This is a genomic window from Aeromonas sp. MR19 (genome assembly GCF_963899305.1).
Lineage (GTDB): Bacteria > Pseudomonadota > Gammaproteobacteria > Enterobacterales > Aeromonadaceae > Aeromonas > Aeromonas bestiarum.
The window spans coordinates 1-21,410 of the sequence record NZ_CAWQWZ010000008.1; the positions used below are offsets into that span (position 1 = coordinate 1).

At 61.4% G+C, this 21,410-nt stretch carries 18 protein-coding genes and 7 tRNA genes; 16 read left to right on the forward strand and 9 right to left on the reverse strand.

All coding sequences use genetic code 11. The annotated features are described in order from the left end of the window. Positions 1-39: 39 nt before the first annotated feature. The 7 genes from AACQ95_RS04525 (at position 40) to AACQ95_RS04555 (ending at position 690) form a co-directional block, all read left to right on the forward strand. Positions 40-115, forward strand: a tRNA-Val gene (locus tag AACQ95_RS04525). A 23-nt stretch (positions 116-138) separates the two neighbouring features. Continuing rightward, a tRNA-Lys gene (locus AACQ95_RS04530) sits at positions 139-214 on the forward strand. Positions 215-231: 17 nt separating this feature from the next. Further along, positions 232-307, forward strand: a tRNA-Val gene (locus tag AACQ95_RS04535). A gap of 22 nt (positions 308-329) precedes the next feature. After that, positions 330-405: transfer RNA gene (locus AACQ95_RS04540), tRNA-Lys, on the forward strand. Between the two features lie 17 nt (positions 406-422). Next, positions 423-498 (forward strand) — tRNA-Val (locus tag AACQ95_RS04545). A gap of 23 nt (positions 499-521) precedes the next feature. Beyond that, a tRNA-Lys gene (locus AACQ95_RS04550) sits at positions 522-597 on the forward strand. 17 nt (positions 598-614) lie between these two features. Continuing rightward, positions 615-690 (forward strand) — tRNA-Val (locus AACQ95_RS04555). 48 nt (positions 691-738) lie between these two features. On the opposite strand, the gene AACQ95_RS04560 is transcribed toward AACQ95_RS04555, so the two are convergent. After that, positions 739-2,844, reverse strand: coding sequence for a methyl-accepting chemotaxis protein (locus tag AACQ95_RS04560; protein ID WP_241280731.1), 2,106 nt, complete (start codon positions 2,842-2,844; stop codon positions 739-741). A gap of 141 nt (positions 2,845-2,985) precedes the next feature. On the opposite strand from AACQ95_RS04560, the gene nadA reads away from it, so the two are divergent. Next, positions 2,986-4,059 carry a quinolinate synthase NadA gene (gene nadA, locus AACQ95_RS04565; protein ID WP_043138584.1) on the forward strand — a complete coding sequence of 358 codons (1,074 nt, stop codon included), beginning with the start codon at positions 2,986-2,988 and terminating at the stop codon, positions 4,057-4,059. Between the two features lie 69 nt (positions 4,060-4,128). Here nadA and AACQ95_RS04570 read toward each other — a convergent pair whose 3' ends face one another. Continuing rightward, positions 4,129-4,995 carry a D-hexose-6-phosphate mutarotase gene (locus tag AACQ95_RS04570; protein WP_241280733.1) on the reverse strand — a complete coding sequence of 289 codons (867 nt, stop codon included), beginning with the start codon at positions 4,993-4,995 and terminating at the stop codon, positions 4,129-4,131. A 115-nt stretch (positions 4,996-5,110) separates the two neighbouring features. Then, complete coding sequence (gene gap, locus AACQ95_RS04575; RefSeq protein WP_043138590.1) at positions 5,111-6,106, reverse strand: type I glyceraldehyde-3-phosphate dehydrogenase; 996 nt, start codon at positions 6,104-6,106, stop codon at positions 5,111-5,113. A 345-nt stretch (positions 6,107-6,451) separates the two neighbouring features. On the opposite strand from gap, the gene malQ reads away from it, so the two are divergent. The 4 genes from malQ (at position 6,452) to msrB (ending at position 13,485) form a co-directional block, all read left to right on the forward strand. Then, positions 6,452-8,641 (forward strand): 4-alpha-glucanotransferase, encoded by a 2,190-nt coding sequence (gene malQ, locus AACQ95_RS04580; RefSeq protein WP_241280735.1) that lies wholly within the window; start codon positions 6,452-6,454, stop codon positions 8,639-8,641. 82 nt (positions 8,642-8,723) lie between these two features. Further along, a complete protein-coding gene (glgB, locus tag AACQ95_RS04585) occupies positions 8,724-10,901 on the forward strand; it encodes a 1,4-alpha-glucan branching protein GlgB (protein WP_241280736.1) in 2,178 nt (725 codons plus the stop codon). Continuing rightward, the gene (gene glgX / locus AACQ95_RS04590) at positions 10,901-13,042 is read left to right on the forward strand and encodes a glycogen debranching protein GlgX (protein ID WP_241280737.1); all 2,142 of its coding nucleotides are present in this window, start codon (positions 10,901-10,903) and stop codon (positions 13,040-13,042) included. Before glgB ends, glgX begins: the two co-directional genes overlap by 1 nt. Positions 13,043-13,098: 56 nt before the next feature. Continuing rightward, a complete protein-coding gene (msrB, locus tag AACQ95_RS04595) occupies positions 13,099-13,485 on the forward strand; it encodes a peptide-methionine (R)-S-oxide reductase MsrB (RefSeq protein ID WP_241280738.1) in 387 nt (128 codons plus the stop codon). An 80-nt stretch (positions 13,486-13,565) separates the two neighbouring features. On the opposite strand, the gene chrA is transcribed toward msrB, so the two are convergent. From chrA to AACQ95_RS04615, 4 genes are all read right to left on the reverse strand, one after another. Next, positions 13,566-14,720, reverse strand: coding sequence for a chromate efflux transporter (chrA, locus tag AACQ95_RS04600; protein WP_241280739.1), 1,155 nt, complete (start codon positions 14,718-14,720; stop codon positions 13,566-13,568). Positions 14,721-14,838: 118 nt separating this feature from the next. Next, positions 14,839-15,282: a nucleotide triphosphate diphosphatase NUDT15 gene (locus AACQ95_RS04605; protein ID WP_241280740.1), complete on the reverse strand. Its 444-nt coding sequence runs from the start codon at positions 15,280-15,282 to the stop codon at positions 14,839-14,841. A 205-nt stretch (positions 15,283-15,487) separates the two neighbouring features. Next, a complete protein-coding gene (locus tag AACQ95_RS04610) occupies positions 15,488-16,492 on the reverse strand; it encodes an NADP-dependent oxidoreductase (protein ID WP_241280741.1) in 1,005 nt (334 codons plus the stop codon). Between the two features lie 82 nt (positions 16,493-16,574). Next, positions 16,575-17,021 carry an organic hydroperoxide resistance protein gene (locus tag AACQ95_RS04615; RefSeq protein ID WP_241280743.1) on the reverse strand — a complete coding sequence of 149 codons (447 nt, stop codon included), beginning with the start codon at positions 17,019-17,021 and terminating at the stop codon, positions 16,575-16,577. 143 nt (positions 17,022-17,164) lie between these two features. On the opposite strand from AACQ95_RS04615, the gene AACQ95_RS04620 reads away from it, so the two are divergent. The 3 genes from AACQ95_RS04620 (at position 17,165) to AACQ95_RS04630 (ending at position 18,316) form a co-directional block, all read left to right on the forward strand. Further along, positions 17,165-17,590 carry a MarR family winged helix-turn-helix transcriptional regulator gene (locus AACQ95_RS04620; protein WP_098982364.1) on the forward strand — a complete coding sequence of 142 codons (426 nt, stop codon included), beginning with the start codon at positions 17,165-17,167 and terminating at the stop codon, positions 17,588-17,590. Positions 17,591-17,625: 35 nt separating this feature from the next. Then, positions 17,626-17,853, forward strand: coding sequence for a hypothetical protein (locus tag AACQ95_RS04625; RefSeq protein WP_098982366.1), 228 nt, complete (start codon positions 17,626-17,628; stop codon positions 17,851-17,853). A 145-nt stretch (positions 17,854-17,998) separates the two neighbouring features. After that, positions 17,999-18,316, forward strand: a complete 318-nt coding sequence (locus AACQ95_RS04630) for a hypothetical protein (RefSeq protein ID WP_042865582.1) — start codon at positions 17,999-18,001, stop codon at positions 18,314-18,316. Positions 18,317-18,430: 114 nt separating this feature from the next. Here AACQ95_RS04630 and AACQ95_RS04635 read toward each other — a convergent pair whose 3' ends face one another. Together AACQ95_RS04635 and AACQ95_RS04640 are read right to left on the reverse strand one after the other, a co-directional pair. Beyond that, positions 18,431-18,907, reverse strand: a complete 477-nt coding sequence (locus tag AACQ95_RS04635; RefSeq protein ID WP_005318665.1) for an Lrp/AsnC family transcriptional regulator — start codon at positions 18,905-18,907, stop codon at positions 18,431-18,433. 308 nt (positions 18,908-19,215) lie between these two features. Further along, on the reverse strand, positions 19,216-19,839 hold the full coding sequence (locus AACQ95_RS04640; RefSeq protein WP_241280744.1) for a helix-turn-helix transcriptional regulator: 624 nt from the start codon (positions 19,837-19,839) through the stop codon (positions 19,216-19,218). A 283-nt stretch (positions 19,840-20,122) separates the two neighbouring features. Between AACQ95_RS04640 and AACQ95_RS04645 the strand changes: the two genes are divergently transcribed. Then, complete coding sequence (locus tag AACQ95_RS04645; protein WP_241280745.1) at positions 20,123-21,355, forward strand: MFS transporter; 1,233 nt, start codon at positions 20,123-20,125, stop codon at positions 21,353-21,355. The last annotated feature ends 55 nt before the right edge of the window (positions 21,356-21,410 follow it).

The following is a 21,410-nucleotide window of genomic DNA, read 5'->3' on the forward strand; positions in this document are numbered from 1 at the left end:
TTCGAATCCAGCACGACCCACCATCATTTCAGAATCCCAGGTCGTTTAGCTCAGCTGGGAGAGCACCTCCCTTACAAGGAGGGGGTCACTGGTTCGATCCCAGTAACGACCACCAGTTTGTAAAAAAATGATTTAGATGGGTCGTTAGCTCAGTCGGTAGAGCAGTTGACTTTTAATCAATTGGTCGCTGGTTCGAATCCAGCACGACCCACCATCATTTCAAGAATCCCGGGTCGTTTAGCTCAGCTGGGAGAGCACCTCCCTTACAAGGAGGGGGTCACTGGTTCGATCCCAGTAACGACCACCAGTTTGTAAAAAATGATTTAGATGGGTCGTTAGCTCAGTCGGTAGAGCAGTTGACTTTTAATCAATTGGTCGCTGGTTCGAATCCAGCACGACCCACCATCATTTCAAGAATCCCAGGTCGTTTAGCTCAGCTGGGAGAGCACCTCCCTTACAAGGAGGGGGTCACTGGTTCGATCCCAGTAACGACCACCAAGTTTGTAAAAAATGATTTAGATGGGTCGTTAGCTCAGTCGGTAGAGCAGTTGACTTTTAATCAATTGGTCGCTGGTTCGAATCCAGCACGACCCACCATCATTTCAAGAATCCCAGGTCGTTTAGCTCAGCTGGGAGAGCACCTCCCTTACAAGGAGGGGGTCACTGGTTCGATCCCAGTAACGACCACCAGATCGAAAAGCCCGCAACGATGCGGGCTTTTTTTATGGCTGTTTCTCATCAGGTTCTCAACCGATCCAGCTGTGTTGCCAGGGCGCCCGAGGCCTGCTCCAGCTCCTCGCTCAGGCGATGGCTGGCACTGGCCTCCTGTCCCAGGGTGGTGGCGGCATCACCGATGCGCATCAGGTTCTGGTTGATGGTATCGCTGACGGCACTCTGCTGCTCGGCCGCCGTGGCGACCTGGCTGATGTGATCGTGGATCTGCTGGATCTGGGCGACCACCCGGTTGAGCGCCTCGAAGGCCTGCTCCGTACCCTCGACCGTACTGGCCGAGCGGGTGATGCCTGTGCTCATCAATTGCTGGCTGCTGCTCACCTCGGTTTGCAGGCTGCCGATGAGCTGGCCTATCTCGTCGGTGGACTCGCGGGTCTTGGTGGCGAGCGCCCGTACTTCGTCTGCCACCACCGCAAAGCCTCGTCCCATGTCTCCCGCCCGCGCCGCCTCTATGGCTGCATTGAGCGCCAGCAGGTTGGTCTGCTCGGCGATGGCCCTGATCACATCCAGGATGCGGCTGATATTGGTGCTGCGCTGGGCCACCTGGGCCACTGCCTTGTCGGCCTGGTGCATGTCTTCGACCAGGGTATGGATCTCGGTGCGAGCGCGGCTCAGGGTTTGCTGGGCCGTATTGATGTGATGGGTGGCAGCCTCCGACTCCTGGGCCGCCTGCTCCGCATAACCCGCCACACTGACCGCAGTGGTGCTCATCTGATGCATGGCGCTGACCACGCTCTCCAGCTCTATGCTCTGTTCATCCAAGCTGGTGCGCATGGTATCGGCCGTCTGCTTCATCCCCTGTGCCTGCTGGCGCACCTGTTGTCCAATCTGCTTGCTGCCCTGCACCATGCCGCGCAGCTTGCCAAGAAAGGCGTTGAGCTGGCCGGCCAGTTCGATCAGCTCCTGATGAGTGTCTACCTGCATCTGCTGGGTCAGATCCCCCTCGTTGCTGGAAAGGTGGGCGACGTGGCGGCTGATGAGCGAGAGCGGGGCCGTGATGGTCTGGATAAACCAGATGAGCAGCCCTAGCGCCAGCAGGGTGATGATGGTGACGGCAATCAGCTGTTGCTGCTGGGCGGCTTGCAGCAGGTCGCCCAGCTGGTTGCTGATGGTGTTGGCCTGGCTCAGTGCCAGCGCCTTGGGCACCTTGATCATCAGCCACCACTGGGTATCGGCCGCCTCGATCTGCACCGGTTGCTGCAAGATGAAATCGGTGTCGGTATCCTGCGTTTGTCCGGTTGGCGCGGTCAGCCCTGCCTCCGTCAACGGGCGACCCAGTTTGTCGGCGTAACGGTTGCTGCCGACGATGAGCCCCAGCTTGCTGACCAGAGTCACGTCGGCCTGGTTGTCATACAGGCTTTTGCCCAGGCTTTCTGCCAGCTGCTGGAAGATGGGCAGATTCATATCGACACCCGTGATCCCGACGAACTTGCCCTCCTTGAGGATGGGGACCGTCAGGCTGGTCATCAACACCTTGTTGCCCGGACTGATTTCGTAGAGGTAGGGTTCCATCAGGCAGGGGCGGCGGGTATCGCGACCACACAGGTACCACTCGCTGTTGCGAATGCCGAATTCGTTGACCGAGGTATCGTATTTGGCGTCACTGGCCGCGGCATCCACCTGCTGTTGCGACACTTTCCCGCCCTGATCGCGAACGAAGTAAATCTCCAGGCTGCCCTTGCTGGGGACTGAGTGGGATGCGCCGGACGGCCAGGCGGCATCCTGGCCATCGTAGCTATTGGGCTCAAACTGGGCATAGATGGAGCTGATACCGCTCGCCTGCTGCAAGCGACTGCCCAGCAGGGTCTCGACCTGGGGGCGGGAGAGGATACGATCCGGCTGGGCCATGCTGCCCTCAAGCTGGGCGGCTATTCCCAGTGGCACCTGATAGGACTGCTGCAGCAAGGCGGCTATCTGCACCGCGTAGCGCTCGGCCTGGAACTGCAGGGTGCGGGAGACCTCCTGCTCCAGCGCCTGGCGGGTCTGGCTCATTATGTTGCTGCGCAGGGATTGCAGGGAGGAGGATTGTATCAGCGTCATGGCGATGCCGCTGAACAGGAAGAGTCCCATGGTGAGCAGCAGCAGCTTGGTTTTGAGCGAGCGTTGTTTCATTCGACAACTCCTTTTGGCAAGAATGACAACGAATTACTTGAGTATATTCGGACACTTGCGTACCACCCGATTTGTTGATGGGTTTGTGGCCAGCTTCTGGTTATAATTTTTGCCTTTCCGAGCCTTGATGGAACAGTCGCAATGAGCAATGCACTGAGCAATATCCCTCCGGTGGTCGAGATGGACTACCCGTTCCCGGTCAAACCGGCCCCGCTGACCGCCGAGCAGAAAACGACCCTGATCGCAGACATCAAGGCACTGCTTGAAGCGCGTCAGGCCGTGCTGGTTGCCCACTACTACACGGATCCCGAGATCCAGGCGCTGGCCGAGGCCACCGGTGGTTTCGTCGGCGATTCCCTCGAGATGGCCCGTTTCGGTCGGGATCATGCCGCCCAGACCCTGATAGTGGCGGGGGTGCGCTTCATGGGGGAGACCTCCAAGATCCTGAGCCCTCACAAACGGGTGCTGATGCCAACCCTGGAGGCGGAGTGTTCCCTCGATCTGGGCTGCCCCATCGATAAATTCTCGGCCTTTTGCGATGCCCACCCCGACCACATAGTGGTGGTCTACGCCAATACCTCGGCGGCGGTCAAGGCGCGAGCCGACTGGGTGGTGACCTCCAGCATCGCGCTTGAGATAGTCGAGCACCTCGACAGCCAAGGTCACAAGATCATCTGGGGCCCGGACAGGCACCTGGGCGCCTATATCGAGAAGAAGACGGGGGCCCAGATGCTGCGCTGGCAGGGCCACTGCATCGTCCATGACGAGTTCAAGGCCCGTGCCCTGCGCGAACTCAAGGAGCAGAATCCGGATGCGGCCGTGCTGGTGCATCCGGAATCCCCGGCTTCCGTCATCGAACTGGCCGATGCGGTGGGTTCCACCAGTCAGCTGATCAAGGCGGCCAAAGAGCTGCCTCAGCAGAAGCTGATAGTGGCGACCGATCGCGGCATCTTCTACAAGATGCAGCAGGCTTGTCCGGACAAGGAGATGGTCGAGGCACCGACCGGTGGCGATGGCGCCACCTGCCGCAGCTGCGCCCACTGTCCCTGGATGGCGATGAACGGCCTGGTGGCGATCAAGGAGGCGTTGACCGATGGCGCCGAGCGTCACGAGATCCTGGTGGATGAAGCCCTGCGGGTGAAGGCGCTGATCCCGCTGGATCGCATGCTGGACTTTGCCGCCGAGCTCAGGCTCAAGACTCAGGGCAATGCCTGATCTATCGGGGCATGAGATGTGAAGAGGGCACCCGTTGGGTGCCCTCTTTCGTTATGGGTGCCGTGCAGATCAGAGGATCACGGTAGAGAGGCTGTGCTCTTCATCCGGCGCTATGACGATACCAGCCTCGGCCGTGATGGCCGCTTCAACGCAGAGCATGGTGCGGTAGCCGTCGTCGCTCATGTCGGCCATGGCGGTGGCGCCTTCCAGCCAGGGGGTCCAGACCACGATACTGTCGTGGTTGCCGCTGACCACCTGAGTGGTGCGATCGCCATCCTGAACCCGGATCATGGCCTCGGGTTGGTGGTAGACCCGATCAATGGCCGCTGTGAGCGCCAGAGCGCCCTGCTGCTGCGCATCCTGGCCGGTCAGCTTGTCGGCGTAAGGCTCGCCCAGCCCGGTCACGCTGACGGCTTCCGGGGCGCTAATCTGCAGATAGGTGTGCAGGGCGGCGCTGTAGGCGATGGGGGGCTTGCCCGTGTTGCGGGTCGTCAGTACCAGCGAGAGCTCCTTGCCGACCAGCACATCCAGTTCCAGCTCGAAGGGGTGAGGCCAGAGGGTGCGGGTCGCCTCGTTGTCACGCAGAGACAGATGGACGAGCGTGCCATCGCCATGATCGGAGACGCCGTCCAGGGTCCAGAGGCTGGTGCGGGCGAAGCCGTGGGACGGTTTGCCGCTGCCGACACGGGCGGGGGCCGGGCCGAACCAGGGCCAGCAGATGGGAATGCCGCCGCGGATGGGCTTGCTGCCATCCAGCACGGCCTTGTCGCTGAGCCAGATCGAGGCGGGTTCGCCGTGGCGCTGGTAGCGCAGCACGTGGGCGCCAAACAGGCTGATCTCCGCCTTAGCATCGCCATTGTCGATGGAGAGCAGGGGCTGGCCAGCCGCATTGTGGCTGAGGGTACAGTGGGCAGTCAGAGAGCGTGTCGGTTGCATGAGGACTCCTGTGCTCGCGCACATTCAGAAGAGAGGGTCGGAAAATCCACGATCCAGAATACAAAAAGGCGGCCAATGGCCGCCTTTTTCAAGCTACTTGATTGCACATCCCAAATTACTTGGAGATGTGAGCGATCAGGTCCAGAACTTTGCTGGAGTAGCCCATTTCGTTGTCGTACCAGGATACAACTTTAACGAACTTGTCGTTCAGTGCGATACCGGCTTTGGCATCGAACACGGAAGTCTGACGCTCACCCAGGAAGTCAGTGGAAACCACTTGATCTTCGGTGTAGCCCAGCACGCCCTTCATGGAGCCTTCGGAGGCTGCTTTCATGGCTGCACAGATTTCAGCGTAGGTAGCGGCTTTCTTCAGGTTGACGGTCAGGTCAACAACGGACACGTCCGGAGTCGGTACGCGGAAAGCCATGCCGGTCAGTTTGCCGTTCAGTTCCGGGATAACAACGCCAACAGCCTTGGCAGCACCGGTAGAGGACGGGATGATGTTCTGAGCCGCACCGCGGCCACCGCGCCAGTCTTTGGCAGACGGACCATCAACGGTCTTCTGGGTAGCAGTGGTAGCGTGGACAGTGGTCATCAGGCCGGATTCGATACCGAAGGTATCGTTCAGAACCTTGGCGATCGGGGCCAGGCAGTTGGTGGTGCAGGAAGCGTTGGAAACGATGTCCTGGCCAGCATAGGTAGCGTCGTTAACACCCATGACGAACATAGGGGTAGCGTCTTTGGACGGGCCAGTCAGAACCACTTTCTTGGCGCCGGCAGCGATGTGCTTGCGAGCAGTCGCGTCGTCCAGGAACAGACCGGTGGCTTCGGCAACAACGTCAACACCGATGGCATCCCACTTCAGGTTTGCCGGGTCACGCTCAGCGGTAACACGTACGGTTTTGCCGTTGACAACCAGGTTGCCGTCTTTGACTTCAACGGTGCCCTTGAAGCGGCCGTGAGTGGAGTCGTACTTCAGCATGTAAGCCATGTAGTCAACGTCGATCAGGTCGTTGATACCAACCACTTCGATGTCAGCACGCTCAGCGGCCAGACGGAAGACGAAACGGCCGATGCGGCCAAAACCGTTAATACCTACTTTGATAGTCATATTTGGTTACCTAACTGTTCAGTAGTCAAAGAAAATTCCGTTTGTAAATTTACTAGAACTCCCCCGTGAGTCAACCAACAATCTGTCTGAAATTGCGCTATATCATGAAAAACTGTGAAATTTATTTTCGGTTTATGTAACTGACTACCAACTTTTGTCGAAAATGTCATCGGCTGGTTCGCGTCACGGAGATCAACAATAGTGCCTGTTCTGTCACACAACCAGCCAGACAGATGTGTAAAAATGTGCGCGGTTTAGCATGGCCGAAAAGCCACTGTTCAAGTACCACCCATAAAAATTAATCAAAATAGTATAGATAGAATCCACAGCGGGAATTCTCAAACTATGACCACCCTGATTGAACAGCTGGCTGCCGCCAAAGGCATCGCCAGCGAGTATGTTGATGCCTGGGGCCACCCGGCCCAGGTATCCGAAGAGAGCAAGGCTGCCATGCTGGGCGCCATGGGCTATCGCGTCGATGACGAGGTCGCCCTGACGCAGCAGCTGGAGCAGGAGCATCGCCAGCACTGGTTGCGCGCGCTGGATCCCGTCATGGTGGTCCGCAGCGGTGAGCCCATCACCCTTGAAGTCCGTCTGCCCATCGATTTCGTCAATGACGCCCTAACCTGGCAGCTTACGCTGGAGCAGGGGACTGTGTTGTCCGGCCAAATCACCCCCATTGAGGGTGAGCTGGTTGGCGTGGCTGAATTCGAAGAGATGGAGTGCCAGGCCTACCAGGTCGCGCTGGATGTACAGCCAGCGCTTGGCTATCACCAGCTGACCCTGCTGGAGGAGGGCAATGATGAGCCGCTCGCCAGTATGCGTCTTATCGTGGCACCCAAAGCTTGCTACAAGCAGGCTCCCATTGCCGATGGCCGCAAGGTGTGGGGGCCGAGCGTGCAGCTCTACTGCCTGCGCAGCCGTCACAACTGGGGGATCGGTGATTTCAGCGATCTCGGCCAGCTGGTCGAGAAAGCGGCCGCCTGGGGCGCCCACTTCGTGGGTCTGAACCCCATTCATGCCCTCTATCCGGCCAACCCCGAGAGTGCCAGCCCTTACAGCCCCTCTTCCCGTCGCTGGCTCAATGTGGCCTATATCAACGTGGAAGCCGTGCCCGAGTTTCTGGCCAACGATCGCCTCAAGGCCGAAGTGGCCAATCCGGCCTTTCAGCAGCACCTCAATGAACTGCGTGCCAAGAGCAACGTGGATTACACCGGTGTTATCCAGACCAAGATCGGCATGCTGCGTCAGGTGTTCGATGAAGCCAGTTTCAGTACCGAGCGTCAGGCCGATTTCGATGCCTTCGTGGCGGCCGGTGGTGACAGCCTGCAACAGCAGGCGGCGTTTGATGCCCTGCAGGCCCACTTCTATGCCAAGGGCGAAAATGCCTGGGGCTGGCCGGTATGGCCGGAAGAGTTGCGGGATTACCACAACTCCGAGGTGGCTGCCTGGATGGCCGCGCACAGCCAGGATGTGAACTTCTATCTCTACTTGCAGTTCCTGGCCGATGAGCAGCTGGCGCAAGCCGATGCTCGCGCCAAGGCCGCCGGCATGGTGATGGGGATCTACCGGGATCTGGCGGTCGGCGTCTCCGAAGGCTCCACCGAGATCTGGGCCAACCGGGATCTCTACTGCCCGAAAGCCTCGGTCGGTGCGCCGCCCGATATTCTGGGCCCGCTCGGCCAGAACTGGGGTCTGCCCCCCATGAACCCGAACCAGCTGTTTGAAGCGGCTTACCAGCCCATGGTGGATCTGTTCCGCGCCAACATGCGCTCCTGCGGCGCGCTGCGCATCGACCACGTGATGGCCTTGCTGCGCCTGTGGTGGGTGCCGCCCGGAGAGTCTGCCGCCAAGGGGGCCTACATCTATTATCCGGTCAACGATCTGCTGGGGATCCTGGCGCTCGAATCCCACCGCAATCAGTGCCTGCTGATCGGTGAAGATCTGGGGACTGTGCCGGAAGGCATAGACGTGACCCTGAAAGAGAACGGCGTCCATTCCTACAAGGTGTTCTTCTTCGAGCGCTCCAAGGCCGACGGCGGCTTCATCTCTCCGGCTCACTACACCGAGCAGGCGATGTCTGCCCTGACCACTCACGACATGCCGACCCTCAAGGGCTTCTGGCATTGCGACGATCTGGCGCTGGGCCGCGAGCTGGGGTTGTATCCGGATGAAGACGTGCTCAAGACCCTGTATGCTGATCGCCACCAGGCAAAACAGCGGATCCTCGACAGCCTGCACGCTCATGGGGTTATCTCTGACAGCGTCAGCCATGACGTGAACTGGGTCGGCATGAACACCGAGCTCAACCATGGGCTGCAATTGCATATGTCCCGCGGCAGCTGTGCTCTGTTCAGCACCCAGCTGGAAGACTGGCTGGAGATGGACAAGCCGGTCAACGTGCCGGGCACCAGTTATGAATACCCCAACTGGCGTCGCAAGCTGTCCACCGATCTGGAGGATATTTTTGCCAATGAAGCGCTCAAGGCGCTGGCAGGCAAGATGAGCCAGGCCCGTGATGAGGCCAGTCGTTGAGCCACTGCCGACAAAACGTGACTCACTTACATCCGCTTCGGCCCTGGCCGGAGCGGATGCTCAGCTATGAAAGGAAATCTCGATGCTCGTTGAACGTTTGGTTGCTGCCCGCTGTGCCGATCCCTTCTCTTATTTAGGCCTGCAGGCCAACCCGGATGGGCCTGGCCTCAAACTGACCGCCTGGTTGCCGGATGCCCTCGAGGTGCGCGTCAGGGATCTCAAGTCGGGCAAAATCGTTGCCACCCTGGCGCCCTCCGATGAATCGGGCCTTTTTGAAACTGTTTTCACCCGCCGCAAGAATCCCTTTCCCTACCAGTTGCTTGCCGACTATCCCGATGCCAACGCCGAGTTTGTCGACCCCTACCAGTTTCAGGATGCGGGTTGGGCCGGTCTGGCAGAACTGACCTCCCAGCCGGAAAACATCTACCACACGCTCGGCGCGCAACTGCGCAGCGTGGAGCACCTTGGCGTGCGGGTGGAAGGGGTGCGCTTTGCCGTCTATGCGCCGAGCGCCACAGCGGTGAGCCTGATCGGCGATTTCAACTTCTGGGATGGCCGTCGTCACCCCATGCAGCGCAGCCAGTGTGGTCACTGGGTGCTGTTTGTGCCGGGCCTCAAGGCCGGGGATCGCTACAAGTTTGAACTGAAAGATCCGGCCGGACATCGGCTGCCCCACAAGAGCGATCCTGTCGGTTTCTATTGCGAGCAGTATCCGTCGTTCGCCTCCGTGGTTTACGACCACGAGCAGTACCAGTGGCAGGATGCCGCCTGGCGCGAGAGCCAGCAGAATGACAAGCGGGATCAGCCGCTCTCCATCTACGAGCTGCACGTCGGCTCCTGGAAACGCCACCCCAACGGTGACAGCCTGAGCTGGCGTGAGCTGGCGGTGGATCTGGTGGCCTACATCAAGGAGATGGAGTACACCCACATAGAGCTGCTGCCGGTCTCGGAGCACCCGTTCAGCGGCTCCTGGGGTTATCAGCCGGTGGGCATGTTCTCTCCCACCAGCCGTTACGGCAGCGCCGACGACTTCAAATATTTCGTCGACCAGTGCCACCAGGCCGGCATAGGTGTCATCCTGGACTGGGTGCCTGCTCACTTCCCGTCCGATGCCCACGGCCTGGCCCGCTTCGACGGCACGCCGCTCTATGAGTACGAGGATCCGCGCCGTGGCTGGCACCCGGACTGGAACTCCTATATCTATGACTTCGGCCGCAATACGGTGCGCCAGTTCCTGGTGGCGAGTGCCCTGTTCTGGCTCGACAAGTTCCATATCGACGGCCTGCGGGTGGATGCGGTCGCCTCCATGCTCTATCTGGATTATTCGCGCAACGCCGGCGAGTGGGTGCCGAACGTCGACGGTGGCAACCACAACTACGAGGCGATAAGCCTCTTGAAGTGGACCAACGAAGAGGTATACGGCAAGTACCCCCACGCCATGACCATAGCCGAAGAGTCCACCGCCTTTGCCGGCGTGTCTCGTCCCACCTTCCTCGGTGGCCTCGGCTTTGGCTTCAAGTGGAATATGGGCTGGATGCACGACACCCTCACCTACATGCAGAAAGAGCCTATTCACCGCCGTTATCACCACAACGACATGACCTTCTCCATGGTGTATCACTATGACGAGAACTTCATCCTGTCGCTCTCCCACGACGAGGTGGTGCACGGCAAGCACTCCATGCTCTACAAGATGCCCGGCGACGAGTGGCAGCAATCGGCCAACCTGCGCGCCTACATGGGCTTCATGTATGCCCATCCGGGCAAGAAGCTCAACTTCATGGGCACAGAGATAGCCCAGAGCAACGAGTGGAATCACGACGCCCAGCTGCCCTGGCACCTGCTGCAGTATCCCAAGCACGGCGGTCAGCAGCGCCTGATCCGTGATCTCAACCACCTCTACCGTCATGAAGCTGCCTTGTATCAGGCCGATTATGATCAGACCGGTTTCCGCTGGCTGGATCACAACGACGCCGACAACAGTGTCTTTGCCTGGCTGCGGGCCGACAAGCAGGGGGCCCACCCGATCATGGTGGCCTGCAACTTCACGCCGGTACCGCGCATCGCCTATCGACTCGGGGTGCCTGCCGCCGGCAATTACCGCGTGGTGCTCAACACGGATAGCGAGCATTACTGGGGCAGCAACTATGATGTGGGTCTGGTCTTCGTCGCCGAGCCAACCCCCTGGCAGGGATTGGGGCACAGCATAGTGCTGGATCTGCCGCCGCTCGCGACCTTGTTCATCAAACAGGAGTCTTGATGTTTGCAATGGAAAAGGGGCAGGACCACCCGCTGGGTGTCCTGCTCGATGAGACGGGTTGTCACTTCTGCGTCTGGGCCCCCCAATCGGACATGGTAGAGCTCTGCCTGTTCGACGAGCAGGAGCAAGAGCTGGTCCGGCTGGCATTGCCCGGCCGGCGCGGCCAATATCGCTTCGGCTATGTGCGCGGCGTCAAGGCCGGTCAGCGTTACGGTTATCGGGTACATGGTGCGCCCCAGGAGGGGATGCTGTTTGATCCGCAAAAGCTGCTGATCGACCCCTATGCCAGGGCGCTCAGCCGGGCGACTCATTGGGATGACAAACTGTATGAGGGCGACAGCGCCGCCATGGTGGCCAAGTCAGTGGTGGTGGATGACACCTTCGACTGGCAGGGGGTCGGCAAGCCGGGCATAGAGCCTGCACGTACCGTCATCTACGAAACCCACGTCAAGGGGTTCACCCGCCAGCATCAGGGGGTACCGAGCGAACTGCGCGGCACCTACCTTGGCATCTGCCATCCGGTGATCATCGAGCACTTGAAGTCCCTCGGCGTTACCTCTGTGCAGCTGATGCCGGTGGCGGCCTTCATGTCCGAGCCCAGGCTCGAGCAGCTGGGGCTCACCAACTACTGGGGCTACAACCCCATCGCTTTCTTTGCCCCCGAGCCGCGCTACAGCGCGGGGGAGGCGGTGACCGAGTTCAAGACCATGGTGCGCGAGCTGCACAGGGCCGGGCTCGAAGTGATACTGGACGTGGTCTACAACCACACAGCCGAATCCGGTTTCGATGGCCCCACCTTGTCATTCAAGGGCTTTGACAATGCGGGCTACTATGCCTTCGAGGCGGGGGCTCACGGCCCCGACTACAGTCGTCATGCCAACGTCACCGGCTGCGGCAACAGCGTCAATCTGGATCACCCCAACAGCCTGCGGCTGGTGCTGGATGCTCTGCGTTACTGGGTCACGGAGATGCAGGTGGATGGTTTTCGTTTCGACCTTGCTGTCACCCTGGCGCGGGAGGCGGGGGAGTTCGATCCCATGGGGGCCTTCTTCAAGGCCATGATGGCGGATCCCGTGCTGGCGCGGGTCAAGCTCATCGCAGAGCCCTGGGACATAGGGCCGTTCGGCTATCGCCTCGGTCAGTTCCCGAGCCAGTGGCTGGAGATCAACGACCGTTACCGCGACACGGTGCGCGCCTTCTGGCGCGGCGATGCCGGCAAGATGGGGGATTTTGCCACCCGGCTGGTGGGCTCGCGGGATCTCTTCCCGAAGAACTGGCGCGCTCCCCATACCAGCGTCAACTACCTCTGCTATCACGACGGTTTCACCCTGGAGGATCTGGTCTCCTACAACCAGCGCCACAACCAGGCCAACGGCGAGGACAACCGGGACGGCCACGGCAACAACCTCTCCAACAACCACGGTGTGGAGGGGCCGACGCTCGATCCCAGAGTGAACAACCTGCGCCAGCAGCAGAAGCGCAACCTGATCGCCACCCTGCTGCTCTCCCAGGGCACACCGCACTTCCTGGCCGGGGACGAGATGGGCCGCAGTCAGCTGGGCAACAACAACGCCTACTGTCAGGACAACCAGATCAGCTGGGTCAACTGGCAGTGGCGGCCGGAAGACGAGCGGCTGCTCGCCTTCACCCAGCAGATGATGGCGCTGCGGGCGGAATCGACCGTCTTCGCCAATCTGCAGCTGAGCGATGACAGCTGGAACGGGGCGCCCACCAGCTGCCATCAGGTCAACTGGTATCACCCGGATGGTCATCAGCTCACCGATCAGGATTGGCACGCGCCCATGGGGCAGGCGTTTGCCATGGATATCGGCATGCAGCTGTGCGAGGGGGAGCGCTGGTACGTGCTGTTCAACGCCAGCGACTACGACATCCAGTTCCGCCTGCCACCGCCGGGGGAGGGGCTGGAGTGGATCCAGACCATAGACACGGCCACCAACGACGGCCTGCCGTTCCTGCCCGACGACATCAAGCGTCAGGTGGCGGTTGGCCGGGCCCACTCCCTCAAGTTGCTGGAGCGGGTCGCCCTGACGGCGGTGGCGCTGGCCGAAGAGGGGGTGGTCGCCATGCCGGATGTTGCCGTCGTGTTGCCAACCGGATCACAGTTCCCGCTGGCGGGGTAGAGCAAAGCGGCCTGACTGGGTATGCTGGGCGCCGTGATAAATGGCAAGGAGTCGGTATGAGCAACAAGAATCCTGAGCAGTGGCGCAACAAGCTGAGTGCGGAACAGTTTCGCGTCTGCTGGGAGAAGGGCACCGAGCAGCCCTACAGCGGCGCCCTGCTGCACAACCGCAAGAGTGGCGACTATCTCTGCGTCTGCTGCAAGAGCGTGCTGTTTCACTCAGAGGCCAAGTTTGACTCCGGCTGCGGCTGGCCTTCGTTCGATCGTGCCATCGAGGGCACTGTGACCTACACAGAGGACAGCAGCCACGGCATGAAACGGGTGGAGATCACCTGCAGCCAGTGCGGCTCCCACCTGGGTCACGTCTTTCCCGACGGGCCGACCGAGACGGGTCAGCGTTACTGCGTCAACAGCCTGAGTCTGGATTTCGATCCCGAAGCCTGAGCAACCAGCCTGAACATGAAAAAACGGCGCCCCTGCCAACAGGGGCGCCGTTTTTTATGGCGCCTGGCCCGGCATCTGGCTCAGGCCAGCAGCATGGCGGCCCCCACCAGCAGTGCGGCGAGCGCCAGTATGGGTAGCCTGATGACGCGCAACAGATAGAAGCCGACGGCGGCCAGCGCCAGATCGGTCGGCACCTGTACCGCACTCTGCCACACCGGCTGATAGAGCGCGGCCAGCAGCAACCCCACCACGGCGGCGTTGATGCCGGTCACGGCCCCTGCCAGCCGGGGGCGAGCCAGCCAGCTCTGCCAGCAGGGCCCCAGGGCCCACAACAGCAGAAAGCCGGGCAGGAACAGTGCCAGGGTCGCCAGCAGGGCTCCCGCCAGCGGTGTGGCCGGCAGCAGCTGAGCGCCGAGATAGCTGGCCAGGGTGAACATGGGGCCGGGCACCAGCTGGGCCAGGCTGTAGCCGGTCAGAAACTGCTGCTGGCTGAGGCTGTGGCCCACGCTCTCGGCCAGCAGGGGCAGCACCACGTGGCCGCCGCCAAACACCAGGCTGCCCGCCCGGTAGAAGTCGGCAACCAGCTGGCTGGCGGTGTCGGTGGCCAGCAGCGGCAGACTGACAAACAACAGGGCAAACAGCAGCAGGGTAGGCCAGTGGGGTTGGCGCAGAGGCATTGGTTGAGCGGGCGAGAGTTGTGGGCCTGGTACTTGCGGCGCCTCGACGCGAGCACAGAGCAGGGCGACCCCCGCCAGCATGACGAGCTGGGTCAGCAGGCCGGGTTGCCACCAGAGCGCAGCGGCGGTCGCCACCATGATCCCCTGGGCCCGCGCCGTCTTGCAGAACTGGCGGCTCATGGTGAGTACCGCATCCGCGACCACCACCAGGGCCAGCAACTTGAGGCCGTGCAGGGCGGCATTGAGCCAGACGTTGGCCGTGAGTTGCCCCACCCCGATGGCGGCGGCCAGCAACAGCAGGAAGGAGGGCAGGGTGAAGCCGGCGAAGGCGGCCAGCGCCCCGCCCAGGCCTGCCCGCTGGCGGCCGATGGCGAAGCCGAGCTGGCTGGAGGCCGGGCCCGGCAGCAACTGGCACAGCGCCAGTAACTGGGCGAATTCGGCCTGGGTCAGCCAGCCCAGCCGCTCGACGAAGGCGCGCTGGAAATAGCCGATATGGGCGGCGGGTCCGCCGAAGCTGACACAGCCCAACCATAAAAACTGAATAAACACCTGCCCCACGTCCTCACTCCCTCGTTGTCATCATCGACCCCGATGATATGACAAAGCGGTGACTTTTTTATGACAAATCAGGGGGCTGCTGGCAGGTAGCCGCACCTTGTCAGCCGGCAGGCAATGATCACTCCATCGGCTGACCTGGTTGTGGCAGATAGCAACGACCGGCGAGCCAGCAGGCTATCGATTGGCGACTGGCATCGAAGTGAGGCTCCGGCAGGTCGCGGGGATCGCACCAGATCCAGCCTTCACACTTCTCCGGCTCCAGCAGTTGCGGCTCTCCTTCCACCTGGGCCAGCAGGGTGACGGAGATGTAGTGCAGCCCGCTCTCGCGCCAGGTCTCCAGGTTGTTGGTGACGGCGATGACGCTGGGATTGCTGATCCGAAAACCCGTCTCCTCGGCCACTTCGCGGATCGCCGCCGACTCGAAGCTCTCTCCCAGTTCCAGATGGCCGCCGGCGATGGACCAGTAGGGGGCATGGCTGCCCTTGCGCTTGCCAAGCAGCACCTGGCCCTGGCTGTTGGTCAAGATGACGCCGACACCGACGCGGGGATAGGGAGTAGACATAAGAAGAGCTCCTTGCTGGGATGAAGCGGGGCAAACGGGTTAATCAGGAGCGCACTGTCATCGACCACAGATGCGGAGATAGGGGGTGAGCATATGCGAGGCTCCTGGCTGAAACGGCGGATTGCGCCATAAAAAACGGGCCCACCTTAGGGCGGATGGGCCCGTCATGCAAGCAGTCTGCGGCGTGAGGCGCCAGTCCTGCGGATCAGTCCAGCTTGACCAGCATCTTGCCGGTGTTGCGCCCCTCGAACAGACCGATGAAGGCCTGCGGCATGCTGGCCAGCCCCTGATAGACGGTCTCCTCGGCCTGCAGTGCACCGGCATCGAAGGCGGGAGTCACCTCGGCCAGAAACTCGCCGTAGTGCTGCCAGTGATCGAACACGATCAGCCCCTGCATGGTGAGGCGCTTGCGGATCACCTGGGATAGGTTGCGCGGGCCGCTCGCCTCGCCCTTGCTGTTGTACTGCTCGATGAGGCCGCACATCACGATGCGACCGTGCACCGCCATGTTGTTGAGGGCTGCGTCCAGCATGGCGCCCCCCACGTTCTCGAAGTAGACGTGGATCCCGTCTGGGGCGAGCCGCGCCAGCTCGGCATCGAGATCCTGAATGTCGCGATAGTTGATCACCTCGTCGGTACCGAGCGTCTTGAGATAGGCGACCTTGTCGGCCGAGCCGGTGGAGCCGATGACGCGGGCCCCCGCCCGTTTGGCGAGCTGCACCACCATGGAGCCGACGGCGCCGGAGGCGGCCGACACCAGCACGGTTTCACCGGCCTGCAGCCTGGCGATGCGGTTGAGCCCGGTCCAGGCGGTCATGCCCGGCATGCCGAGGGCGCCGAGAAAGAGTTGGGGTGGCAAGCGGGTGTCGGGCAGGCGGGTCAGTTGGGCACCATTGGCGACAAAGCTGTCGCGCCAGCCCAGCATGCTGCTCACCCGGTCGCCCACCGCGAAGTCCGGGTGGCGCGAGGCCTCCACCATGCCGATGGCGCCGCCATCGAGCGGGCCGTTCAGGGGGAAGGGGGGCACATAGCTCTTGGCGTCGCTCATGCGACCGCGCATGTAGGGGTCCACCGACAGCCACTGGTTGGTGACCCGCACCTCCCCTTCCTGCAACTCGGGCAGGGCGACCTCGACCAGGGTGAAGTCGGCCAGGCTGGGCATACCGACCGGGCGACGCAGCAGCTGGATCTGATGGCTGAGCTGATTCATGGTTTTTTCTCCAGTTTGAGGGGGGTTGGCAACCTGCGAGTCGCCAGCATGGCTATTTCCAATGGGTTGAGGTTGAACTCGTTCACGCTGTCTCATCCAGCGGGGCGCCGTTGAGCAGCAACCGGGTGACCACATTGCCCCGCATGGCGTTGGAGAAGGGGCAGGTCTGGTGGGCCAGCCGCACTATCTGCTCGGCCTGCGCCGTCTGCTCAGGCTGCGCTGCGGCGAGCGCCACGTCCAGCGTGATGGCGAAGTTGAAGCGACCATCGGCCAGCGCCAGCAACTCGACCCCGGCGGTGACGGGGGCGCTGGAGAGGGGCGTGCCGAGTTTTTGGGCCACGTGGATCAGCGCGTTGGAGAAGCAGGCGGCATAACCGGCGGCCAGCAGCTGCTCCGGGTTGTTGCCCTTGCCGTTGCCGCCGAGGGCGGTCGGCAGGGCCAGTGCCAGCTGCAGGCTGTTGTCCAGGGTGTGAACCTCACCGTTGCGGCCAGCCTGGGCGATGGCTTGAGTGCGATAGAGTGTCTTCATGTCGGGGTCTCTGATTTGTTTTGTGTGCAAGCTAAATTCAGACTAATCCTGAAAGCGGAGGCTGACAACTGTTTTGTGTGCAAATTATTCGACCCCCAATTTTCCTGAGGTATACTGGCCCCAGTCGTCAGCGAGGTGCCCCCATGAGTGAATTGAAAAAGCAGGTCTGTTTTGCCCTCTACAGCGCCTCCAATGCCGTGATGCGGGCCTACCGGCCGCTGCTGGACAAGCTGGATCTCACCTATACCCAGTATCTGGTGATGCTGTCGCTGTGGGCGCGGGACGAGGTCAGTCTCAAGGAGATAGGGCAGGAGACAGGGCTGGATGCGGGCACCCTGACCCCCATCGTCAAGCGGCTGGAGAGCAAGGGCTGGCTGACCCGCACCGTCTCCAGCGAGGATGAGCGGCAAAAATGCATCGGCCTGACCGAGGCGGGGCGCCAGCTGCAACTGGAGGTCAAGGAGTGCTGCCTGGCGGACAACTTGCGCAATCAGGTGGATCTGGCCGATGCTGAACTGGCCCAGCTCAAGCAGCTCTGCGATCGCATCTCGGCGCAACTGGGGCGCTGAGTGCAGCCGACCCATACAGCCTGAGGATCCACCCCATGAAAATCCTGTTGCCCCTGTTTGCCCTGTTGCTGACCGCCTGCAGTTCCGGTTCCCATGCCCCTTCGATGGCCATCGACGATGCCGATGCCTGGCAGGCGATCTGCAAGGACGGTACCCGGGTCAGGGCCGTGGTCGAAGAGGGGATCTGCGCGGATCATCGCGGTGTTGCCATGTGGACGAATAAGCCAAGAGCCGAGCGGATGGCAGAGGAAGCCGCCAAATAGTGTGATCCAGACGCCATAAAATGACACAACCGGCCAGTTGGCCGGTTTTTTTCGCGATCTCGCCTGCACTTTGCCACCTTGTTCATGGTGCACTCAGTTTTCTCTTCCCATACTGGCCCCACAGTTCCAAAAGAGGAGAGACAAGATGCAAACATCCTTGGTCGGGCTCTCCATTCTGTGGGGGCTGGCCAGTTTTGGTGTTCAGGGGGATTTCATCGAGAGCCGTGATTCCGTTGCGCCATCCTGGCAAGCCGAGTCCAGAGTGGAGATGGAAGGTTATCTGATCGAGTCGCTGGGTGAAGATCGCTGGCTGTTCGACAACGGCAGCGAGAGCCTGCTGGTCGCCCTGCCCCAGGGGCAGTGGGTGCCAACCGGCGAGCGGCTGCGGGTCAGCGGCGAGCCCCAGCAGGAGCAGGCCGGCTGGCTGCTGCAGGTGCAGGATGTCAGCCAGGTTGCAGTCTGACAGACGCGCCATCGAGCAAGCAAAAATGAAAAAGAGGAGGCCCAGGCCTCCTCTTTTTGTTGTTATCGGTTTTGTCGTGATGGCAGAGAGGGCGTGCCGCTCTGCCATCAGACCCTACCCCAGATGATTGAGCGGCAGCGCCGTCTTGTGTTTGATGCGACGCAGCACGAAGCTGGAACGCACCCCGGTCACCCCCGGAATGTGGGTCAGCTTGTCCAGCAGGAAGTGCTGGTAGTGTTCCATGTCCCGCACCACCACTTTGAGCTGGTAGTCGGCGTCGTTGCCGGTGATGAGGTCGCATTCCAGCACCTCTGGCAGCTCCTTGATGGCCTTGTCGAAATTCTCGAACCGCTCGGGGGTGTGTCTGTCCATGGAGATATGAATGTAGGCGGTGAGGGTGAGCCCCAGCTGGCGGGCGTTGAGCAGGGTGACGTGGGTATCGATGAGACCGGCATCCTCCAGCGCCTTGACCCGGCGGGAGCAGGGGGAAGGGGAGAGCCCGACCAGCTCGGCCAGCTCCAGGTTGCTGATGCGGCCATTTTCCTGCATCAACTCCAGAATATGCCTGTCTATGCGATCAAGTTTCAGCATTCTCCGTTCCTCGTTGCAATTACTAATTCACTTTTCCTAGATTAAGGGTGAACTATTGCAAAAACAACTGAAAAGACATGCTACTTCGCAACCACTCACCGCGCCGGCAGGGATACTATGGTTGCATCTTCCGGTGGCAAGACAGAAACCCAACCCGGTCTCTGTGGTGAAGGACCTTACCGGGTCAAGAACCCCATCAGCCGTCCGACCTTATCGGGAAACGACGGGCTGGAACGAGAGCATCCCCTCCCCGAAGGCAACAAAGCAGGCATCCCGGCGCCTGCTTTGTTGTTTCTGGCATTTGGCGATCAAGGATTCGGCGGCGTGATGCGGTAGAGACAGCGGTGATTCCCGTCCAGCAGGTATTGCTCCCGCTCCACCCCGGCCGGCGCCAGCAACTGGCGAAACATCTCCAATTCGCTGCGACAAAAGCCCCGGCAGGCTCGCGCCGCGGCGCAGATGGGGCAGTGACTCTCCCACAACAGCCAGCTGCCGTCCTCCTCCTGGCACATGTCCGCCATATAGCCCTCTCGCGTGCGCTGCTCTTTCAGGGCGGTCAGCCTGTCGGCCAGCGCCGGCTGGGTCAGCTGTGCCTGATAACGACCCAGCTGTTGCTGCTCCCGTTGCTGGATCAACCGCTCCATGCCGACCTCGCCAAACAACTGCTGGATATTGTCGATAAGCTGCAGCGTCAGCTCGCTGTGGGTATCGGGGAAGCGCTGCCAGGCCTGCTCGGTCAGGTGCCACAGGCGCACGGGACGGCCGCGGCCGCGGGCCTCATCGCTAAAACCCACCCAGCCGTCGCCCTCCAGCGCAATCAGATGCTGGCGGGCGCCCATGGAGGTCATCTGCAACTGCTCTCCCAGCGCGGCGGCGCTCTGGGGCCCGTGCCTCTTGAGCAGAAACAGTATCTTGTCGGTGCTGGCGTTCATTTGGCGGCTCTCGTTATCGGCAGGCGGTGGATCCGGGGGATCCATAGCATCTCGAGCAGAAACGGTATCTTGTCGTTGCTGGCGTTCATTTGGCGGCTCTCGCTATCGGCAGGCGTTGGATCCGGGGATCCATCGCATCTCGAGCAGGCGCGGTATCTTGTCGTTGCTGGCGTTCATTGGGTCATTATGGATAGCGGTCTCCTTTAAATCAATAATTCACTTTACTTAATAATGCACCTTGCTCAGTATAAATAAACCAATGACTTTATTTAATGAGGCTGACATGGATGGGATCAAGGGACGGGCGACCCTCTGGGTATTGGTGATGACGGTGACACTGGCGGTGGCGGGGTTCAGCCTGCCTTCGCCCGTGCTGGCACCGCTGATGCTGGATCCGGCCCAGGGCATGTTGACGCCACAAGCGTCGGACTGGAGCCGCAAGGTGTGGCTGGGTGTCATTATGGGGCTCTATCCACTGTTTCAGCTGGTGGGATCCCCCTGGCTGGGCAGACTCTCGGACCGCCACGGCCGCAAGCCGATACTGACTGTCTGTCTGGTCGGCGTGCTGGCCGGTTATGCCCTGATGGCGCTGGGGATCGCCTGGCGATCCCTGCCACTGCTGTTGCTGAGCCGGGTGGTGGAGGGTTTCTTCAATGGCGACATCGCCATAGTGCAGGCCATGGCGGCGGACATGAGCACCACCAAGACCAAGGCGCGCAGTTTCGCCTGGATCAACATAGGCATGAATCTGGGTTGGGTGCTGGGCCCCATGATCGGCGGTTATGCCGCCGTGGTATCGGGGGATTACAGCCTGGCCGCCTGGCTGGCGGTGGCCATGACCCTGGTCAACCTGCTGCTGGTGCTCTGGCTGTTGCCCAATCAGGCGCCGGTTGCCAGCCAGCAGCAGGCGCCTGCGTTCTCCTCCCGTCAGCTGTTGCTGCAACCGGCCCTGCTGCCCTACTTCGTGCTGACCCTGCTCAGCTACGGCGCGGTGCAGCTCTACTTCACCTACTTCAACGTCTGGCTGGTGGAACGGCTGGCCTGGGGGCCGGTCCAGCTGGCGCAGGCGGCCGTGTTGGTGAGCGTGCCCATGATGCTGGGATCCTGGCTGGGATCCCGTCTCTCCCGCCACTGGCGGGGCAGCAGCTTGGGGATAGTCGGTCATCTGGTGATGGCGGCGGGCATGCTGATGTTCGTGCTGCCGGGCAACTGGTGGGGTCTGGCACTCACCTTCATCCCCGCCGGCATCGGCATGAGCCTGGGGGAGCTGGCGACCTCGGTGGCGGTCTCCAACCGCAGCCATGCTGAGCAGCAGGGGCAGGCGATGGGGATCTACCGAGGCCTGGCGGTGGGCAGCGAGATCCTGGCCGTGCTGGTGGGCAGTCTGGTGCTGCTGGCGGGCACAGAGTGGCCCTTCTACCTGGCCGCGCTCTCTGGCCTGCTCTGTACCCTCGGTTTCTACGGTCTGCGCAAGCGGGCCGATCGGCGCCTGGCGAGTTGTGCCGAGCCTGCTTGAGTGGCGATCAGAGCAGGGAAAAGGCTTGCCCTGGGCCGTGGACAGATCACAGATT